The organism is Sphingobacterium sp. HSC-15S19 (assembly GCF_050433745.1).
GTDB lineage: Bacteria > Bacteroidota > Bacteroidia > Sphingobacteriales > Sphingobacteriaceae > Sphingobacterium > Sphingobacterium siyangense.
Genome location: NZ_JBNPWQ010000049.1, coordinates 1 through 15,222, shown reverse-complemented (window position 1 = coordinate 15,222; position 15,222 = coordinate 1). Strand labels below are relative to the sequence as shown.

Here is a 15,222-nt window from a genome sequence, read left to right as displayed (position 1 = left end):
CTCTTAAACATGAAAAAAATCTATTTAATCCTGCTCCTTTTCCTGTTTTCCAGTTGGTCTCGGGCACAGATTTATGTTGATCCGGCGGTGGCGGCAGCCACTGCGGCACACGCATCCATAATGAACCGACAGCTGGATAACACGAACAATAACCTAACCCTCATCCAGCGTGGACAGCTTGCCGTTACCGGACAGTTGGTCATTGTCAATGACCTTCAGGACAAAATATATAAAGGTCTCAGTGAAGTATCAGCGGTCGTACGCAATCTACTTGCCATAAAGGATATTACCGAAATCAGTTCTGATATCGTCCATGACGCAAACAGGGCCATGGATATCGCCGGATCAAATCCTATCCTACTATTATTTGCCGAGCAGGGAGTCCATGAGTTTAAAACGCGTGCCACAGCATTGGTCACAGAAGTAGCATCTTTTGTCACCAAGGGGGGAAAAGACAATCTTATGGATTCTGGCGAACGCGCCAAACTGCTCAACAGAATCGTTAATGAGTTGATTATTCTTCGGGGCATCGCATATGGCATGTACCGGACCATGTACTGGGCAAAACAGCGGGGAATCTTGAATTCCCTCAATCCATATGCAGGTTTTATCAACACGGATAAAAGGATCGCTGATGATATTATTCGAAATGCCAAATATCTCAAGCCATGAAGAAACTACTGATCCTAATCATAGCTATACTGTGTTTTTCAGCCTACGTGCATGCGCAGCTCAATGTGGAACTGCTCCATCAACTGGTCCAGCATAGCAAGGATGAACATGGTCGGCAGACGACCGCGCGCAGCAGGCAGGCTGTTACCTCGGCCAATGAACAGGTCAACCGTTCCAAAATGGATGAACTAAAACAAAAATACCGAAACCTGCAAAACCGTTTTCACATGCTCAGCCTTGCGATAGATGCTTCACAGATAGCGCTGCAGGCCAGTCCCCTGATTTCAAAGATCATCGAAAATCAGGACAGAATTATCAGGCTTGCATCCGATGATCCTCTGCTCATTGCCCTGGCATTCCAAACGGAGATCGATCTATCAGGTAGAGCTTACATGCTCAGCAGATATCTCTATGCACTTGCATTAAGCCTTGGGGATCTCAACCAGATGAAATCCAGTGACCGAAAATTGCTGTTCGGGCATGTGATCCGGGAACTGAGGATTATAGAAGGCAGTTCCCACGGGCTTGCGGTAAATATGTTTTATTCGAGCAGGAAAAAGATGGTCTCCGCTATGAATCCCTTTGACGGTTTTATAAACCGTGACCGGGAACTGGTGAACGACATTCTGTCAAAAGTCAAACAGATGAAAAAATGAGAGCAAGTATTTTAGTTTTCCTATTCCTCAGCCTCCTACTGAACATAAAAAGGGCAAACGGTCAAGGTTACGCTGTTATCAGTGATACGAAACATCTGGCTATTGTCAATGAGAACGGAGCCGTACGCTATTCCTCAGAAGCAGCGCAGAATGGCTATCTCAACTCGATTAGGCAAAAACTAGATGACATTAACGTTAATATAAGCGCCGTAGTTCTCGTCCAGGATATCATTCACAGGTCTCTGACAGAAGTCAACGGGGTATTACGTTCCGGGCTCTCTATCAGACAGATTGCAGAGATCAGCACGGATATCATCCGTGAATGTGAACAGATACTACAGACAGCGAAAGACTCGCCGCATCTTTTGCTCTTTGCCGAAGATGTCGCAGGAAACATGAAAAACCGTGGCGTGAACCTCGTTTCCGAAGTATCCGGATTCATCCTCAGGGAAGGACAGAATGTACTGATGGATTATGAGAAGCGGGATGCCCTGCTACGTAAAATTGTGCTTGAACTACAGGTGATGCGCGCCTTCACCTATAGCCTGCAAAGGTCTATGTACAGGGCAAAAATAATTGGCGTATTCAGGTCATTAAATCCCTATCAGAATTTCATCAACCGAGACGTCCGCCTGGTGGATGACATTATATATAAGATCAACATCATTAAGAAATAATCACATGAAAAATCTTCTTATTCTTGGTATTGGCCTGTTGATGGTAATAAACGGAAAGGCACAAAGCGTGCGCAGGCTTACCGACCAGCACATAGTCAATCAACAGGAACGTATGGTTTTCAAACAGTGGGACAAAAAGAAATTTACACCCACAAAAGGATTTCTTGGGCTCAACCCGAACTACTGGTTAACCTGGGCATGGCATCCCAACTATCACAAAAATGATCTCCGCCCGCTCAGTAGCGGCGGTTCACAGACACAGCGTCTCTTATTGGTGGCTGCCATGAACAATACCGAAGAAGCCTACAGTAGACATGCCGATACACTCCGAAATACCGCACTTACCGAAATGCTGAATTATACGGGCGCCGTGTCCCAGGTCGATCCCTTATGGCAGCTCTATTATAGCCATGAATTTCAATCTCTATACCAGGTAAACCACGCTTCTGCGCTTCAAGGGGCCGCCTCCGAGGTTAGCAGCTATCTCATCCGGACAGGTGTACTCCAGTGGTACATCGATGAAAGCGCAGCGCTGTCCGAACGGCTAGATGGAGCCCGGTCAACAAACCTTGACCGGGGATCGCGCATTATGAGTTATCACCGAATGCTTGATGAATACAGAAAACTCCGTTCCGTCTGGGAAGCTAAGAAACAGCGCGCTAAACTTTTCCTTTCCCTGGCAAAAAAGAATGCCGAACAAAAGCAGTCAGCCAAAGCTCCAATCGTATCTCAGGGAAGAACAGACATTCAGATCGCACAGGACGTGCTGCGAAAATCAAAACTCTAAAAACCAAAGACATGAACTTTATTACAACGTTCACAGGCAATTTCATCGCTCAGGTACAGTCCGTGCCTGTTCCCGAAAGCTTTAAAGATACCTTCAATTTCCTACAGGGGAATGGCGTCTACGAAGAAGGAATGATGCACTTTTTAAAGCAGATGAAGGATACCATCTGGACGCATTACGACGCCTTCATCGCCGATGCACAGGCACTATGCGCAATTTTTATGCTCATCTTCTTCAGTATCAAAATCTATGAGATGATGGCCGGCGATAAACAGCTCGAAATTATGCCGCTGCTCCGGCCCTTCGGTCTGGTCATGGTTATCCTCTGGTGGCCCACATTTACACGCGTCATCGCCTTCCCTACAGAAATTGTCGAAAGCAGGACAGAGGCCATGTTTGACGGGAGTCAGACTGAGGTAAATAACTTGAGGCTCCAGCGTGCAAAACTGATGGTAGACGTTTCCGATCAGCTCCTAACCGTACAGGCAGAAACAGAAACAGCCAAAACCGAAGCAGACACCTGGTATGGAAAAGCTTGGGACTCTGTTAAATCTACCGTTAAAGAGGGTTTTGCAGAAGTATGGAATCCAATTGTAGAAATGCGTAACCGTCTACAGGCTAACCTACTATTATTGCTCTCTTCAATATTGGAAACACTAGCGGTATGGCTTCTGCGTATCTGTGTATATGTTATCTTCATTGTCCAGATTATATTTTCTACCATTCTCATTATACTTGGACCATTTGCTGTAGCAGCAAGCATAATGCCTGCTTTCCGTGATTCATTTTCAACATGGATAGCACGCTTTGTGTCAGTCAATCTATATTCTGGAATCGCTTATTTGGTCATGTACATATCTTCTCTTTTTCAGCATTATGCGATGGAGGCAGAGATCAGCAGATATCAATCACTCCTTGGCGCCTCTGGTCCTGACCTAGGGAAGCTCGTTTCATTTGCGACTTTCGGTGTCCTTTCATTTGGAATGGTCATCGGCGCGTTTGTCATCGGTGCACTTACCATGCTTACAGTGCCGAGTATTTCGACATGGATCATCTCTACCAGCGGAATTTCATCAGCCGCATCCTCTATGGGGCGGGGTGCCTCCTCAATGGCCAGAACAGCAAGAAAAATATTGACCAAACTTTAACAAATGAAACAAAAATGATTATCAAAAATATTGAATCCAAAGTACGACTGGCAACTTTTCTCTCCGCAGGATGCCTTATCGCAGCTGTATTGATGGTACTGGCCGTCTCGTTCTTTTCCTACCGCCAGGTTGTTAACGCACGCAAAAGTATCTATATCTTGGACGCTGCAAATTTTCCCATGTCAGCCAGACAGACTGACGTACAGATGAACCGGGAAGCGGAATACCGATCCCATATCGGAAGGTTTCATAGTCTCTTTTTCTCCATGACACCCGATGATAGGTTTATAGAATATCAGATGAAGCAGGCTATGTACCTGATAGATGAGAGCGGAGCCCACCAATACAATAACCTAAAGGAAAAAGGTTTCTTTAGTTCCATCCTCTCCTCCAGTGCCGTACTCACCATACGGACTGATAGCATCTATCTCGATATGCCAAAACATTACTTCCGTTATTATGGAACACAAAAAATTGACCGTCGCAGTTCTACCATTACCCGTTCGCTGATTACAGAAGGCTATCTAAATGACCTGGAATTCCGTTCAGAAAATAACCCTCATGCTGTCTTGATAACAAGATGGAAAACCCTTGAAAACAAAGACCTGCAAAATGTCCAAAAAAACACTTTCTGAACATATTAATCCCCCTGGCGACAATACGGACATTTTAAGGCGTTTGGGCAGGGTGGTAATTCTGATCCGTCAAATTTGCAAACGTTATCCTGCACATGTTCTCTGCGGCATGCTCACCTGTATCATCGTTTCAGGAATTCTTGCTTTTACCGTCATGCGTAGCAGTTCTCCACGGACTCTGCCTATTTATCCAAAACTGCCCCTAGTGGGTTCAATGGATGGAATCGGCGAGGCAATCGGGACTTATGGGACACTACAGAATGTCCTGTCAATTCAGGATACCATAGCTGCCATAATAAATAAAGATAGCCTGGACAAAACAGACAGCCTTCGCCTAGTGGAAGCATTAAAACGTTTCGAGCAGTTGCAGCGCTCAATCTATAAACAGGGAAATAAGAAATAAGAACAAACTGCCCAGGTCTAAACTTTGCTTATAAATGCAGCCAAATGGCTAGTAGATCAACATAATAGGCCCCTTGCCACGCAATATTACAATCCAAAATTTAACCAATACTTAGAGATGAAAATAGATTTCAGAAAACCGCGGTATGTCATACCGCTCATCCTGCTGCCTTTTTTATGCGTTTTTTTTTATGCATACAAAAGTAGCTTCGGAAAAGAACAACCTGTACTAGCTGGAAAGGATTCGCTGCAAACCAATCTGGTCGGCGTTTCCGACCAGGTACGGAAAAGTACACTTTCTGATAAGCTGGAAGCCTATCGCAATCAATATAAACAGGCAGATGGCTACACCGCTATTGGCCATATCAATGAAGAACAGCCTACTGAAGAAAAGTTGGGAACACTCTATAACGATAGAGAAAAAAGAATGCTGGACTCCATTGACCATGAAATCAAGAACAGATACGGAACCGGCACAAAGCGAAGTTTTCCGGACGCAGCACCAAGAAACTATTCTCATGACCAAAATGAACAAGACAGAGCTCTGGCTGAAGCAATAGCATCAGTGAAACAACCCTACCATCAGGTTGTTAGCGTCCCGCAAAAAAAAGAACCCGATCCCATGGAACTCTTTCGAAAACAGATGGAACTGGTCGACAGTATGGGAAAGGCCAATGATCCCGAATACAAACAGCAGCAACAGTTAAAAAAATCACGTGAGTTTGAAAAAGAAAACCAGCATGAGCCTATTCTCTCAGTCAACAAGGCTTCCCCATCCTATGCCATCTTCAATACCATAAAACCGCAGGTGGAAGAAACCTTTATAACCGCTATCGTCGACCAGGACATTAAAGGTTATTCGGGAACACGGCTTAGGATAAGATTACTTGAAGACATGATGGCCGGCAGATTTCTGATAAAAAAGGGAACCTATATTTATGCGCTCATCTCCGGATTTTCGGGACAGCGGGTTAACCTGTCCATAACATCGATTATGAACGGACAGCACATCCTTCCCGTTAAACTGGACGTTTACGATCAGGATGGTCTTCCGGGATTATACGTTCCGGCATCCGCATTCCGTGATTTTACAAAAGAACTCGGTGGAAACGCCAGTCAGGGTATTACACTGCAACAGATGGCAGAAAATAATAGTCAGCTGGTCATGAGCATGGTACAGAAAGTGTTCCAGTCCACCAGTACAGCACTTAACAAGGTGATCCGCCAGAACAAAGCAAAGATAAAATACAATACACTGGTCTACCTAATCGATGCGCAGCAACTGAAAAATAATCAAAAAAACTATTAATCCTGATTTTACATGAAAACATTGATCTTAATACTATCCCTCTTATTCGCCGCGCTCCAACCACAGGCGCAACAGCATGCCGGCATCTACCGTGATCAGCTTCCGGACATTATCATCGACAGTAACAGTTCCCTCCATATCATTTCTCCTGAACCTATCCGCTATGTCGATGTCCCCTCCCATTCGGTCATAGGTGACCTTCCTGAAGAAAATGTACTGCGATTAAAATGGGTGACCGATTCCAATGACCATAATTCCGAAAGAGACTCCTATTTAGGGATCATTACAGTTATTGGAGAAAGTTATATTGCCCAATTCCAGCTCCACCGCTCAGCAGGAATATCGTACAGCAGTTTACCCGCAAGCTTCAACATCTTACCAGAACATACTCGTTCACTGGAAATTCCAGTGGAAATTACTACTCCGCAGCTGCGAAGCCACGCCTTAAGTATGCTGGCCTTAAGAAACGCTTATCCTGTCCGCAAAACTGAAAATTATGGAATCCGTGCTGAACTGAATAATGTATATACGGTAGGCGACCTGGTGTTGCTGGATATAACCTATCATAACGGGAGCAATCTATCTTTTGACATTGATGAAATGCGTTTTAAAATTGAGGACAGGAAAGTGACCAAGGCAACAAATGTGCAATCTGTTGAGATAAAGCCGGTCTGGCAGTTATATCCGCATGCCGCTTTCAAACGAACCTACCGAAATATATACGCACTCAAAAAAATCACCTTTCCGGCAAGCAAAATATTAAGTGTAGAACTTTCCGAAAAGCAGATTTCCGGCCGTACAATCACATTAAAAATCAAATATAAAGACGTTCTCAAAGCCGACCGGTTCTGACTATTCCAGTCACAATAACGCTACCTTTAAAAAGGTAATTCCCTTACTTGTTTTTTCAATTTTAGGAGTCTATGGAAGAATCCAAAGAACAGCAGGCGATACATCGTTTTCTGCAATTCGGCATCTATCTTTCTGTTGGGATTGATATACTCATGTTCATTTATGCCGAGAAAATTATCGTTCACCCACTTAGCGAAAGTTATGGTTTTTCCCACTTTCTTGAACGTATGGCCAGGATTTTCATCTACCACTATCCCATCAACAGCAAACTTTTCACCTTGATTTTGATCTGTCTGGTTTCTATTGGTACGCTGAGCAGAAAAGAAAAAGATCTAAATCCCAGGAACACGATCCTCTATCCGCTTATTGCGGGATTTATACTTTTGCCGCTAAGTATCTGGTGTTACGAAAAACAGGGGCACTGGTTTTTACCCTATACCAGCTGGTATGATCTGGGATATATTATATGTAGTTTCCTTAGCACCATCCTGCTTCACATCGCGCTTGACAACACCTCTAAGATTATTAGCTCACGGTTAGGTAAAGATAGATGGAACGTTGAAGAAGAATCTTTTATGCAGCCCACAAAACCCAAAATAACCCCTTATGCGGTAAATATTCCAATGCTCTTTTATTTCAGAAAAAAAGTACGCAAAGGATTTATCGTGATCGAGAATCTATTTCGGGGCTGTTTGATCATTGGAACTCCCGGATCAGGAAAGAGCTTCTCTATCTTCATGCCGATCATACGCCAGCTAGTTGCCCTGGAGTGGACACTCTGTGTTTTCGATTTTAAATTTCCAGATCTTGGGCAAGTAACCTATTACCATTACTTGTTAGGCAAACAGCAGGGCAAGCTGAAAGATTTTGAATTCCATGTCATCAATCTGACGGAACCCGAAAAGAGCAGGCGCATCAATCCATGGCGAAGTGACTATCTTCAAACACTTGCCGAAGCAGGAGAAACTGCCGAAGCATTGGTGGAAGCAATGAAAAAGGGGGATAAAGCTTCGGGAAGTGATCAGTTCTTCACCCAATCAGCCGTAAACTTTCTCGCTGCCTGCATCTATTTTTTTAGTAAATTCGAGGGTGGCAGATATTCAAGTTTTCCCCATGTTCTTGCTTTTCTAAACCGTTCCTATGAAGAAATATTCACCCTATTATTCAGCAATAAGGAGCTGGAATCGCTGCTTTCTCCTTTTATGACGGCATTCAAATCGCGCGCATTTGATCAGCTCGAAGGACAGGTCGGCACCTTAAAGATCTTTATCAGCCGTCTAGCAACCAAGGAAACTTTTTGGGTATTCTCAGGTGATGATTTCGACCTCAAGATTAGCGATCCCCGAGCACCTGCTATACTGATATTGGCAAGTAATCCCAATACACAAAGCACAAATTCCGCATCATATTCCGTGGTCATCAACCGGATCACCAAACTGATCAATACCCGGGGAAATATTCCTGTAGGTCTCATCGTCGATGAGGCACCGACTTTATACCTATATAAAGTCCAGGACATCATTTCCCAGGCCCGAAGTAATAGGGTTTCAGCGATATTAGGGGTTCAGGGGCTGACCATGTTCCGCCAACAGTACGGTAAGGAAACTGCTGATACGATCACTTCCATTGTCGGAAATATCCTCAGCGGTTCGATCCGCGACAAGGATGGGCTGGAATGGATGGAACGCCTTTTTGGAAAAGTCAAACAGATGGGTGAAAGCCTCTCCATTGACCGCACGAAAACATCCCTTTCCATCAATGAAAAGCTTGAACCTCTTATTCCCGCAGGCAAGATCGCCTCACTGAGAGCCGGCGAAATGGTCGGAATCCTTGCCTCCGACGCCATTGATAAATATACTGGCCAATTTGAAACTACTGCAGTCAATTGCCGCATCGACCTTGATTTGAAAGCTATAAGGAAGGAGGAAGAATCGTATCCCGAGCTACCTATATTTTATGATTTTGCCGGACGCAAAGAGGAAATCCTTTTAGAGAATTTCTACCGCATAACAGAGGAAGTTAACCAGCTGGTGTTAAAGTTCAAGCCAGCCTCTTCTCCCAGTCCCAGGTTCCAGGGCAAGTTTACCGGGAGAACCGATTTAGAAAAATAATTGACTAACAGAAGATTCGCAAAATGAACGATTTAATAGGAACAATTGTCATGGTTGATCCATCAATTACCGACTTCCGAACACATGGATCCGCAAAAATCGGCATAATTACCGCTGTTGATCCACATCAAGAAGATATTGAGGTGGAATTTATGGGACGGTGGAAAGAAAAAATTGCAGCCAGAACCTTATGGACACTTAAACCACTTGCGGAGATCCACCGCAGTTTATCCGAGAATAAACTCAAATGGACAGATAAAAAAATTATCATTCCTATTACATTCTCAGCAGAATACGGTGTCCATAATATGCAGTACCATTATTTGGAGTCACTTTTACATGGGAAAAAAACACTGGAAATAGCCGCTGAGACAGTCCAAGACCTTTTGAACCGCTACCCGCAGCAGTCTCATAGAAAGTTTGGATATGGGCGGTAAGGATGGAAAATACAGACTCTACTTTATTTTGCTCTTGCTGTTCTTAAGCAAAGTAGCTACTGCTCAAAATAACAGTCCAAAACAGATCACCCTATATTCAGCGGAAGGCGTAGCCCCACAGCAGGACAGTGCCGAAGTCCCAAAGGAGAAACTTAACTTCGAAAGGCCACAGGAACTAGGGATGCCCATTGTGGCCATGCCGCTTGCTCACTATAGTATCTCTTCTGGTTTCGGCTGGAGAACTCATCCTGTAACCGGAATACAAAGCTTCCACAATGGAATTGACCTTGCCGCAACTGCGCAGGTTGTGTATTGTATCCTACCAGGAAGAGTTGAATCAACAGGATACCACCAACATCTGGGAAAATTTGTATGTGTTGACCATGGCTTTGTTTTCAGTATCTATGGCCATCTATCCAGAATAGCAGTTATAAATGGAGAATATCTTCAGACAGGATTTCCTATTGGTATAACCGGAAATACAGGTAGAACAACGGGAGAGCATCTGCACTTTAGTATGCGCAGGAAAAACATATACATAGACCCGTGGAAGTTTTTGTATGGGCTTACTCATCGATGAAAAATTAAAACTAATCAGATTTTTATGGATAATAAATTTTTAGAAACCGATATTCCTATCGGGGAATTACGAAAACTTGGTCTTATTACGGCTGGCAAACCCGATCTCTCCAAAGAAGATATCGAAGCCTTGATCTCAGGACATAGAACGGACCTGATTACGCTCCGGGACCTGCATGGCGATGGAATCCATATACAGGAGATGCAGGCTAAATTATCGCTCCATCAAGACGAAAATGGGCATATGGCCATTCAGTTGCATCCGATATATAGAGAAGCTAAGAGACATTCACTATTGTTGGATATCGAAGCAGAACAGTTGGAACTTGGACAACTGACAAATGTTCAAAAAACCTATCAGACATCCCAGGGAAAGAAATCATGGATCATAGAATATGACCCAGAAACAAAAGAATTCATTTCCTCCGATCCAGATAAAGTTGAAGTGCCTGAAAAAATCAACAATCAAACCCTATCAGATTTGCAGAAAGATCAGTACCGTAAAGGTGGTGTTGTAAACCTGTCAGATGGTACAGTTGTACAACGTCGGGCTGCTAGCCGAGGTGGAGTTACCTCAAACAGAACCGCACTTATTTACTCAATCCTTTTGGATGGTGGTATGTCCTATCTGGTGTTAAAGGTAGCAGGCAATCTGTTAAACAGCAAAAAGCAACAGCAGGATCCATACACAGTAGGTTACAATCAAGCAATTAACGAAATGCGTGGTCAGAACAAACCAAAGATCAAAGATGAATCCAGTAGAGATCAGGAGGACAGACATACAAAGATTCACAAATTGAAATGAGAACTGACGAGGACCTTAAAAATAAACTGGAACAGCATTTAATAATTTGGTAGAATTATATTGAAGAATATCTCCACGCATACTACCGGGACTATCGAACCCTGTATGGCCAGACAACATTTCCTGTTCCATACCCAAGATGATCTGCTTTGCTTTTGCCACCTTTATCCCCATTGGAGTGCTCGACCGGGCAACAATGTCTTCACAGCATTAGGCCTTACCCCTTCCACAGATCAGTTACAGGATCTTATGAAACGATTTCCTAATGCGCGTTTTGTGGGAGTTTTTGACAATGACATTTTAGGTAACGCGCTCGATTGTAAAATCCTACTCTGGCAAAGGTCAAAAGACATTCAGTTTACCCTGTTTCAAGATCATATTCTTTTCAGTTTCAGAGGAGAAGAATATAAAGTACCTATTGCGAAATTTTCTGTAAACAGTTTCAAAACATTAACAGGTATACGGTCAACCTATCGGACTATAAAACCTAAAAAGTATATTTCTTTTATCTCCATGTTATCCCACGCTATCCCCGAGCTGTAACCACAAATAGTTTAAAATGCTCCTACTGTTAGTAGTAGCTCATTTTTTCACATTTAAAATAACTGAAATGAATGAAAACAACATTGAATACCTGAAAAAAAGCTTAGAATATCTCGGATTCGGGAAAAAGCTCAATGACGTACTGGAAAATGCCATCCGTAAGGAAATCCCCACATTTAGTCTCGGTATCGAAACAAAAATGAGACCTTTAGAAAGTAAAAATCAAAATGCCGAAAGGACTGAAACACTACAGTTCAAGATTAATTTCAACCGTTCCGGAGAAAGTGATCAATATTTCCTCAATAGCTATCTGGTCACCTTAAACAAAAAAAATGATCCAATTGTCAGGGAACAGACCTTTAACCTTGCCAGGGATCATCGTATCACCGCATTACAGGCCTACAAATTATTATCTGGCCTATCACTTGAAAAAGAAGTATACTTAAAAGGCAATAATGACCAGGTATCGCAGGCAAACGAACAAGGGCAGAAAACTCCCATATGGCTCAAACTTAATCTCGATATCACCGATGCCTATGGGAATCACCCTTTACGGACTTTCCGTCCGGAATATGGATATGATCTGGTAAAAACCCTTGCTACTTACCCTATTAAAGATATAGAATCACCTGATAAACTACAAGAGGTCCTGACGACTTTGCGCAATGGCAATTATTATCATACCGAAATGATGATCGGAAATAAAAATGTGCCAGTTTCAATTGCGGCTAATCCCCAGATAAAAACCCTTGATGTGTACGATAAAAATATGAACGAGATACGTCAGGAAAAAATCTTTCCAGAGCAGACCCAAGGAAGAAAAAGTCAGCAGGAAAAGGGAACCCCAAATAGCATCCCGAGTAATCAGGACATCGTCCAACCCTGGACTCAGGATGAAGCACAGCAAACGGGCCGCAAACGGGGACGATAAAACACTCCGATCGGTTTTATCGTCCGATGGAAACCTTAAAAAATGGTTATCAGTCATTTTACATCCCATATAGTAAGGCATTTCTAGCTAAGATAGCCCATTGTCCAAAGGAGAATGGTCGGATTCTGCCCCGGCGCAGCACGCGATTGCCGGCTGCGTACCTGCGGCATCCTCCTTCCACACACCTTTGGACACCCACACATGGAGGTCAGCAGCTGATCCCAACAAATTCCTTTACTAACTCAGCAGCTGACCACCATGCACCGCCTGTCAAAAGAATCATCTAGGATAAATTCAAAGCTCAAAACATTGACCATGAAAAAATTATTCCAACGAATAGACAGAATCCGTGCTTCCGGTTTCGCTACACTTAATCTGCCCCCCTCCTCTCCATATTACCATCTGGACGGCCAGCGCTTTAAAGTATGCCGCATGGGCAAACCTGAACTCAAATGCAGGGTAACTCTACTGGTGGAAGGGATGGAACTCGAATTTACAATTGATGATATTCTTTAACTTTTCTGATCCCACTAGATGAATAGTATTTCAAGACATACACCAATCGGTTACTATGGCGGGAAATAAAAACTCGCCACGCTCATAACTTCACCAATATCTTGAAAAAGATTCTATTGTGAGCCTTTTTTTAACGAAGCAGTAATTCCCTTCACAGAAAGTCCTTCACATATCGAACTTATTTGAGGTGCCGAAATGGAAATAACCTTTCTTGATAAAATCGAAATAGCATAGAAACAATATGGAAAATACCTTTGATACACTTTGGAACAAACTTAGTGAATTATATACCCACGGAAAAGAAATAGGGTTATCCTTGGAAGAATCCGTCATTTATGGAGTTGAATATTCAGATGAATGGCCATTCGATGATGACAGTCCTTTTGAAGATCAGGAGGTTTATAATGGCTAACAACAAAATAAAATCGCTCCATGAACAGATCGCCGCCGATCTTATAGAAAGATTAAAAAAAGGCACCGCCCCCTGGCAAAAAACCTGGAACAGCAGCACCCCTGGTTTTGAATTTCCTTATAATGCCATAACTGGAAAGCGTTATAAAGGCATAAATATCTTTTCACTCCTTTCTGCCGAAAGAGATGATCCCAGATGGATGACATTCAAACAGGCCGCCTCCAAAGAATGGCAGGTCCGAAAAGGAGAAAAGGCCCATTTGGTACAGTATGTAAAAACACATAACCTTATAAACCAGTTGGATGAAAAAGGAAAGAAAATATTGGATGTAAACGGTAAGCCGATAAAAATAGCAGTTCCGCTTGATAATGCAATGGTCACAGCGGCATGGGTATTCAACGCAGAGCAGATAGACGGCATTCCTCCGCTTGCAAAAATAGAAAAGCTCGATTCAAACTGGGATCCCATCACAGCAGCAGAAGAACTAGTCTTAGCAACAGAAGCAACAATTTTTCATGAAATGGGAGATCGGGCATTTTATAATCTGACAACCGATAGGATCACTATGCCGCTTAAAGAACAGTTTTCAGCACCAGAACTTTATTATGGAACTTTATTACATGAACTGTCACACTGGACAGGACACAATACCAGACTCGACCGATCTTTATTTAACAGATTCGGTACTGAGGCTTATGCCCGGGAGGAATTACGGGCCGAGATCGCATCCATGCTCATCGGTCAGGAATTGAAGATAGGTCATGATCCCGGCCAACATGCCGCCTATGTCAAAAGCTGGATACAGCTCCTCTCCGATCACCCTTTTGAAATTCATTCAGCTGCGGCTGACGCTGAAAAAATATTAAAATATCTGTTGACTTTTAATAGGAAGCTTGAAATAAATAAGTCAACTACCCTGGAAAATAATTTAGACCAAAGCAGTTTATTGACAAAAAAATCAGATCTCTTCATTGGGGATCAGATAGCCTACAACGATAACGTCTATAAAGTTACAGGACAATTAAAAAAAGGTAGGTTTAGGATAGAGGACTTAAATAATGGCAGGTCATTCCCCCTATCAAAAAGTGATGGCCTATATACCTCCCTTATCAACTGCAAATGGCAATCTGAACAGGCTAAATTAGGCTCAAACTCTTTAAAAGAACCAAAAATACCAACGGTGCAAAAAAGATAATCAAACCCAGTTGCCATAAGGCAGACTCTAGCAAGTTCCTAGCTTAATGTGCAATTATAAACCAATGATCATGAAACCCAAAGAGCCACCCCTATTTGACAATTCCCGCTCCTATTATCATGGAACAGATGCTTCCTTTGAAAAATTTGAAGATATATACAAGGGAAGCAATACGGGATGGGATAATACGAAACATGGTTTTTTCTTCGCTGACAAAGAAGAAAATGCATTACTTTTCGGTAACATCCTCATCGCAGCATACCTCGATATTAAAAAGCCCATTGACTTTCGGCTCCATTCAATATTCTCCTTGGAAAACCAGGCTTCCCTAATCTGGGAAATCCTATCAGCTCAGCAGCTCGATGCAAAAAAAGCGCTCAGAAAACTAAATAAAGAAATTGGACTTGGAGAAATTGAAGAAATGTACGATAGTTTGGATAGTGAAGATTAAGCTGCGCCTGTTTGTTTAGACAGAAATTTCTAATTTTTATATAGTATTTTCTGTTTTAGGGCTGAAAATGGAAATAACTTTTTGGCTCTTGAAAGCCTAAAAAA

At 42.8% G+C, this 15,222-nt stretch carries 19 protein-coding genes; 18 read left to right on the top strand and 1 reads right to left on the bottom strand.

Annotated elements, in window-relative coordinates:
• Positions 1–9: 9 nt before the first annotated feature.
• From L1283_RS25995 to L1283_RS25925, 15 genes are all read left to right on the top strand, one after another.
• Positions 10–672, top strand: a complete 663-nt coding sequence (locus L1283_RS25995; RefSeq protein WP_429626639.1) for a hypothetical protein — start codon at positions 10–12, stop codon at positions 670–672.
• Positions 669–1,328 carry a hypothetical protein gene (locus tag L1283_RS25990; protein ID WP_429626638.1) on the top strand — a complete coding sequence of 220 codons (660 nt, stop codon included), beginning with the start codon at positions 669–671 and terminating at the stop codon, positions 1,326–1,328. The genes L1283_RS25995 and L1283_RS25990 overlap by 4 nt, the downstream gene beginning before the upstream one ends.
• Positions 1,325–2,005: a hypothetical protein gene (locus tag L1283_RS25985; protein ID WP_429626637.1), complete on the top strand. Its 681-nt coding sequence runs from the start codon at positions 1,325–1,327 to the stop codon at positions 2,003–2,005. Before L1283_RS25990 ends, L1283_RS25985 begins: the two co-directional genes overlap by 4 nt.
• A 4-nt stretch (positions 2,006–2,009) precedes the next feature.
• A complete protein-coding gene (locus L1283_RS25980; protein WP_429626636.1) occupies positions 2,010–2,792 on the top strand; it encodes a hypothetical protein in 783 nt (260 codons plus the stop codon).
• Positions 2,793–2,803: 11 nt separating this feature from the next.
• Positions 2,804–3,940, top strand: a complete 1,137-nt coding sequence (locus L1283_RS25975; RefSeq protein ID WP_429626635.1) for a type IV secretion system protein — start codon at positions 2,804–2,806, stop codon at positions 3,938–3,940.
• 14 nt (positions 3,941–3,954) lie between these two features.
• Positions 3,955–4,575, top strand: a complete 621-nt coding sequence (traK, locus tag L1283_RS25970) for a conjugative transposon protein TraK (RefSeq protein ID WP_429626634.1) — start codon at positions 3,955–3,957, stop codon at positions 4,573–4,575.
• The gene (locus L1283_RS25965; protein WP_429626633.1) at positions 4,553–4,978 is read left to right on the top strand and encodes a hypothetical protein; all 426 of its coding nucleotides are present in this window, start codon (positions 4,553–4,555) and stop codon (positions 4,976–4,978) included. Before traK ends, L1283_RS25965 begins: the two co-directional genes overlap by 23 nt.
• A 117-nt stretch (positions 4,979–5,095) precedes the next feature.
• Complete coding sequence (gene traM / locus L1283_RS25960; protein WP_429626632.1) at positions 5,096–6,286, top strand: conjugative transposon protein TraM; 1,191 nt, start codon at positions 5,096–5,098, stop codon at positions 6,284–6,286.
• Positions 6,287–6,298: 12 nt separating this feature from the next.
• A complete protein-coding gene (gene traN / locus L1283_RS25955; protein WP_429626631.1) occupies positions 6,299–7,138 on the top strand; it encodes a conjugative transposon protein TraN in 840 nt (279 codons plus the stop codon).
• 71 nt (positions 7,139–7,209) lie between these two features.
• The gene (locus L1283_RS25950; protein ID WP_429626630.1) at positions 7,210–9,249 is read left to right on the top strand and encodes a TraM recognition domain-containing protein; all 2,040 of its coding nucleotides are present in this window, start codon (positions 7,210–7,212) and stop codon (positions 9,247–9,249) included.
• A 23-nt stretch (positions 9,250–9,272) separates the two neighbouring features.
• A complete protein-coding gene (locus L1283_RS25945) occupies positions 9,273–9,686 on the top strand; it encodes a hypothetical protein (protein WP_429626629.1) in 414 nt (137 codons plus the stop codon).
• A complete protein-coding gene (locus L1283_RS25940; protein ID WP_429626628.1) occupies positions 9,676–10,266 on the top strand; it encodes a M23 family metallopeptidase in 591 nt (196 codons plus the stop codon). The genes L1283_RS25945 and L1283_RS25940 overlap by 11 nt, the downstream gene beginning before the upstream one ends.
• Before the next feature lie 24 nt (positions 10,267–10,290).
• On the top strand, positions 10,291–11,070 hold the full coding sequence (locus L1283_RS25935) for a DUF4099 domain-containing protein (protein WP_429626627.1): 780 nt from the start codon (positions 10,291–10,293) through the stop codon (positions 11,068–11,070).
• A gap of 105 nt (positions 11,071–11,175) precedes the next feature.
• Positions 11,176–11,613, top strand: a complete 438-nt coding sequence (locus L1283_RS25930) for a hypothetical protein (protein ID WP_429626626.1) — start codon at positions 11,176–11,178, stop codon at positions 11,611–11,613.
• Positions 11,614–11,680: 67 nt separating this feature from the next.
• Entirely contained in the window at positions 11,681–12,544 is an 864-nt protein-coding gene (locus L1283_RS25925; protein WP_429626625.1) for a hypothetical protein, read from the top strand.
• Positions 12,545–12,631: 87 nt separating this feature from the next.
• Here L1283_RS25925 and L1283_RS25920 read toward each other — a convergent pair whose 3' ends face one another.
• Positions 12,632–12,769, bottom strand: a complete 138-nt coding sequence (locus L1283_RS25920) for a hypothetical protein (RefSeq protein WP_429626624.1) — start codon at positions 12,767–12,769, stop codon at positions 12,632–12,634.
• Positions 12,770–12,859: 90 nt separating this feature from the next.
• Between L1283_RS25920 and L1283_RS25915 the strand changes: the two genes are divergently transcribed.
• The 3 genes from L1283_RS25915 to L1283_RS25905 all read left to right on the top strand — a co-directional run bounded on the left by L1283_RS25915 (position 12,860) and on the right by L1283_RS25905 (position 15,118).
• On the top strand, positions 12,860–13,060 hold the full coding sequence (locus L1283_RS25915; protein WP_429626623.1) for a hypothetical protein: 201 nt from the start codon (positions 12,860–12,862) through the stop codon (positions 13,058–13,060).
• 335 nt (positions 13,061–13,395) lie between these two features.
• Positions 13,396–14,667, top strand: coding sequence for an ArdC family protein (locus L1283_RS25910; protein WP_429626622.1), 1,272 nt, complete (start codon positions 13,396–13,398; stop codon positions 14,665–14,667).
• A 70-nt stretch (positions 14,668–14,737) separates the two neighbouring features.
• The gene (locus L1283_RS25905) at positions 14,738–15,118 is read left to right on the top strand and encodes a hypothetical protein (RefSeq protein ID WP_429626621.1); all 381 of its coding nucleotides are present in this window, start codon (positions 14,738–14,740) and stop codon (positions 15,116–15,118) included.
• Positions 15,119–15,222: the final 104 nt, after the last annotated feature.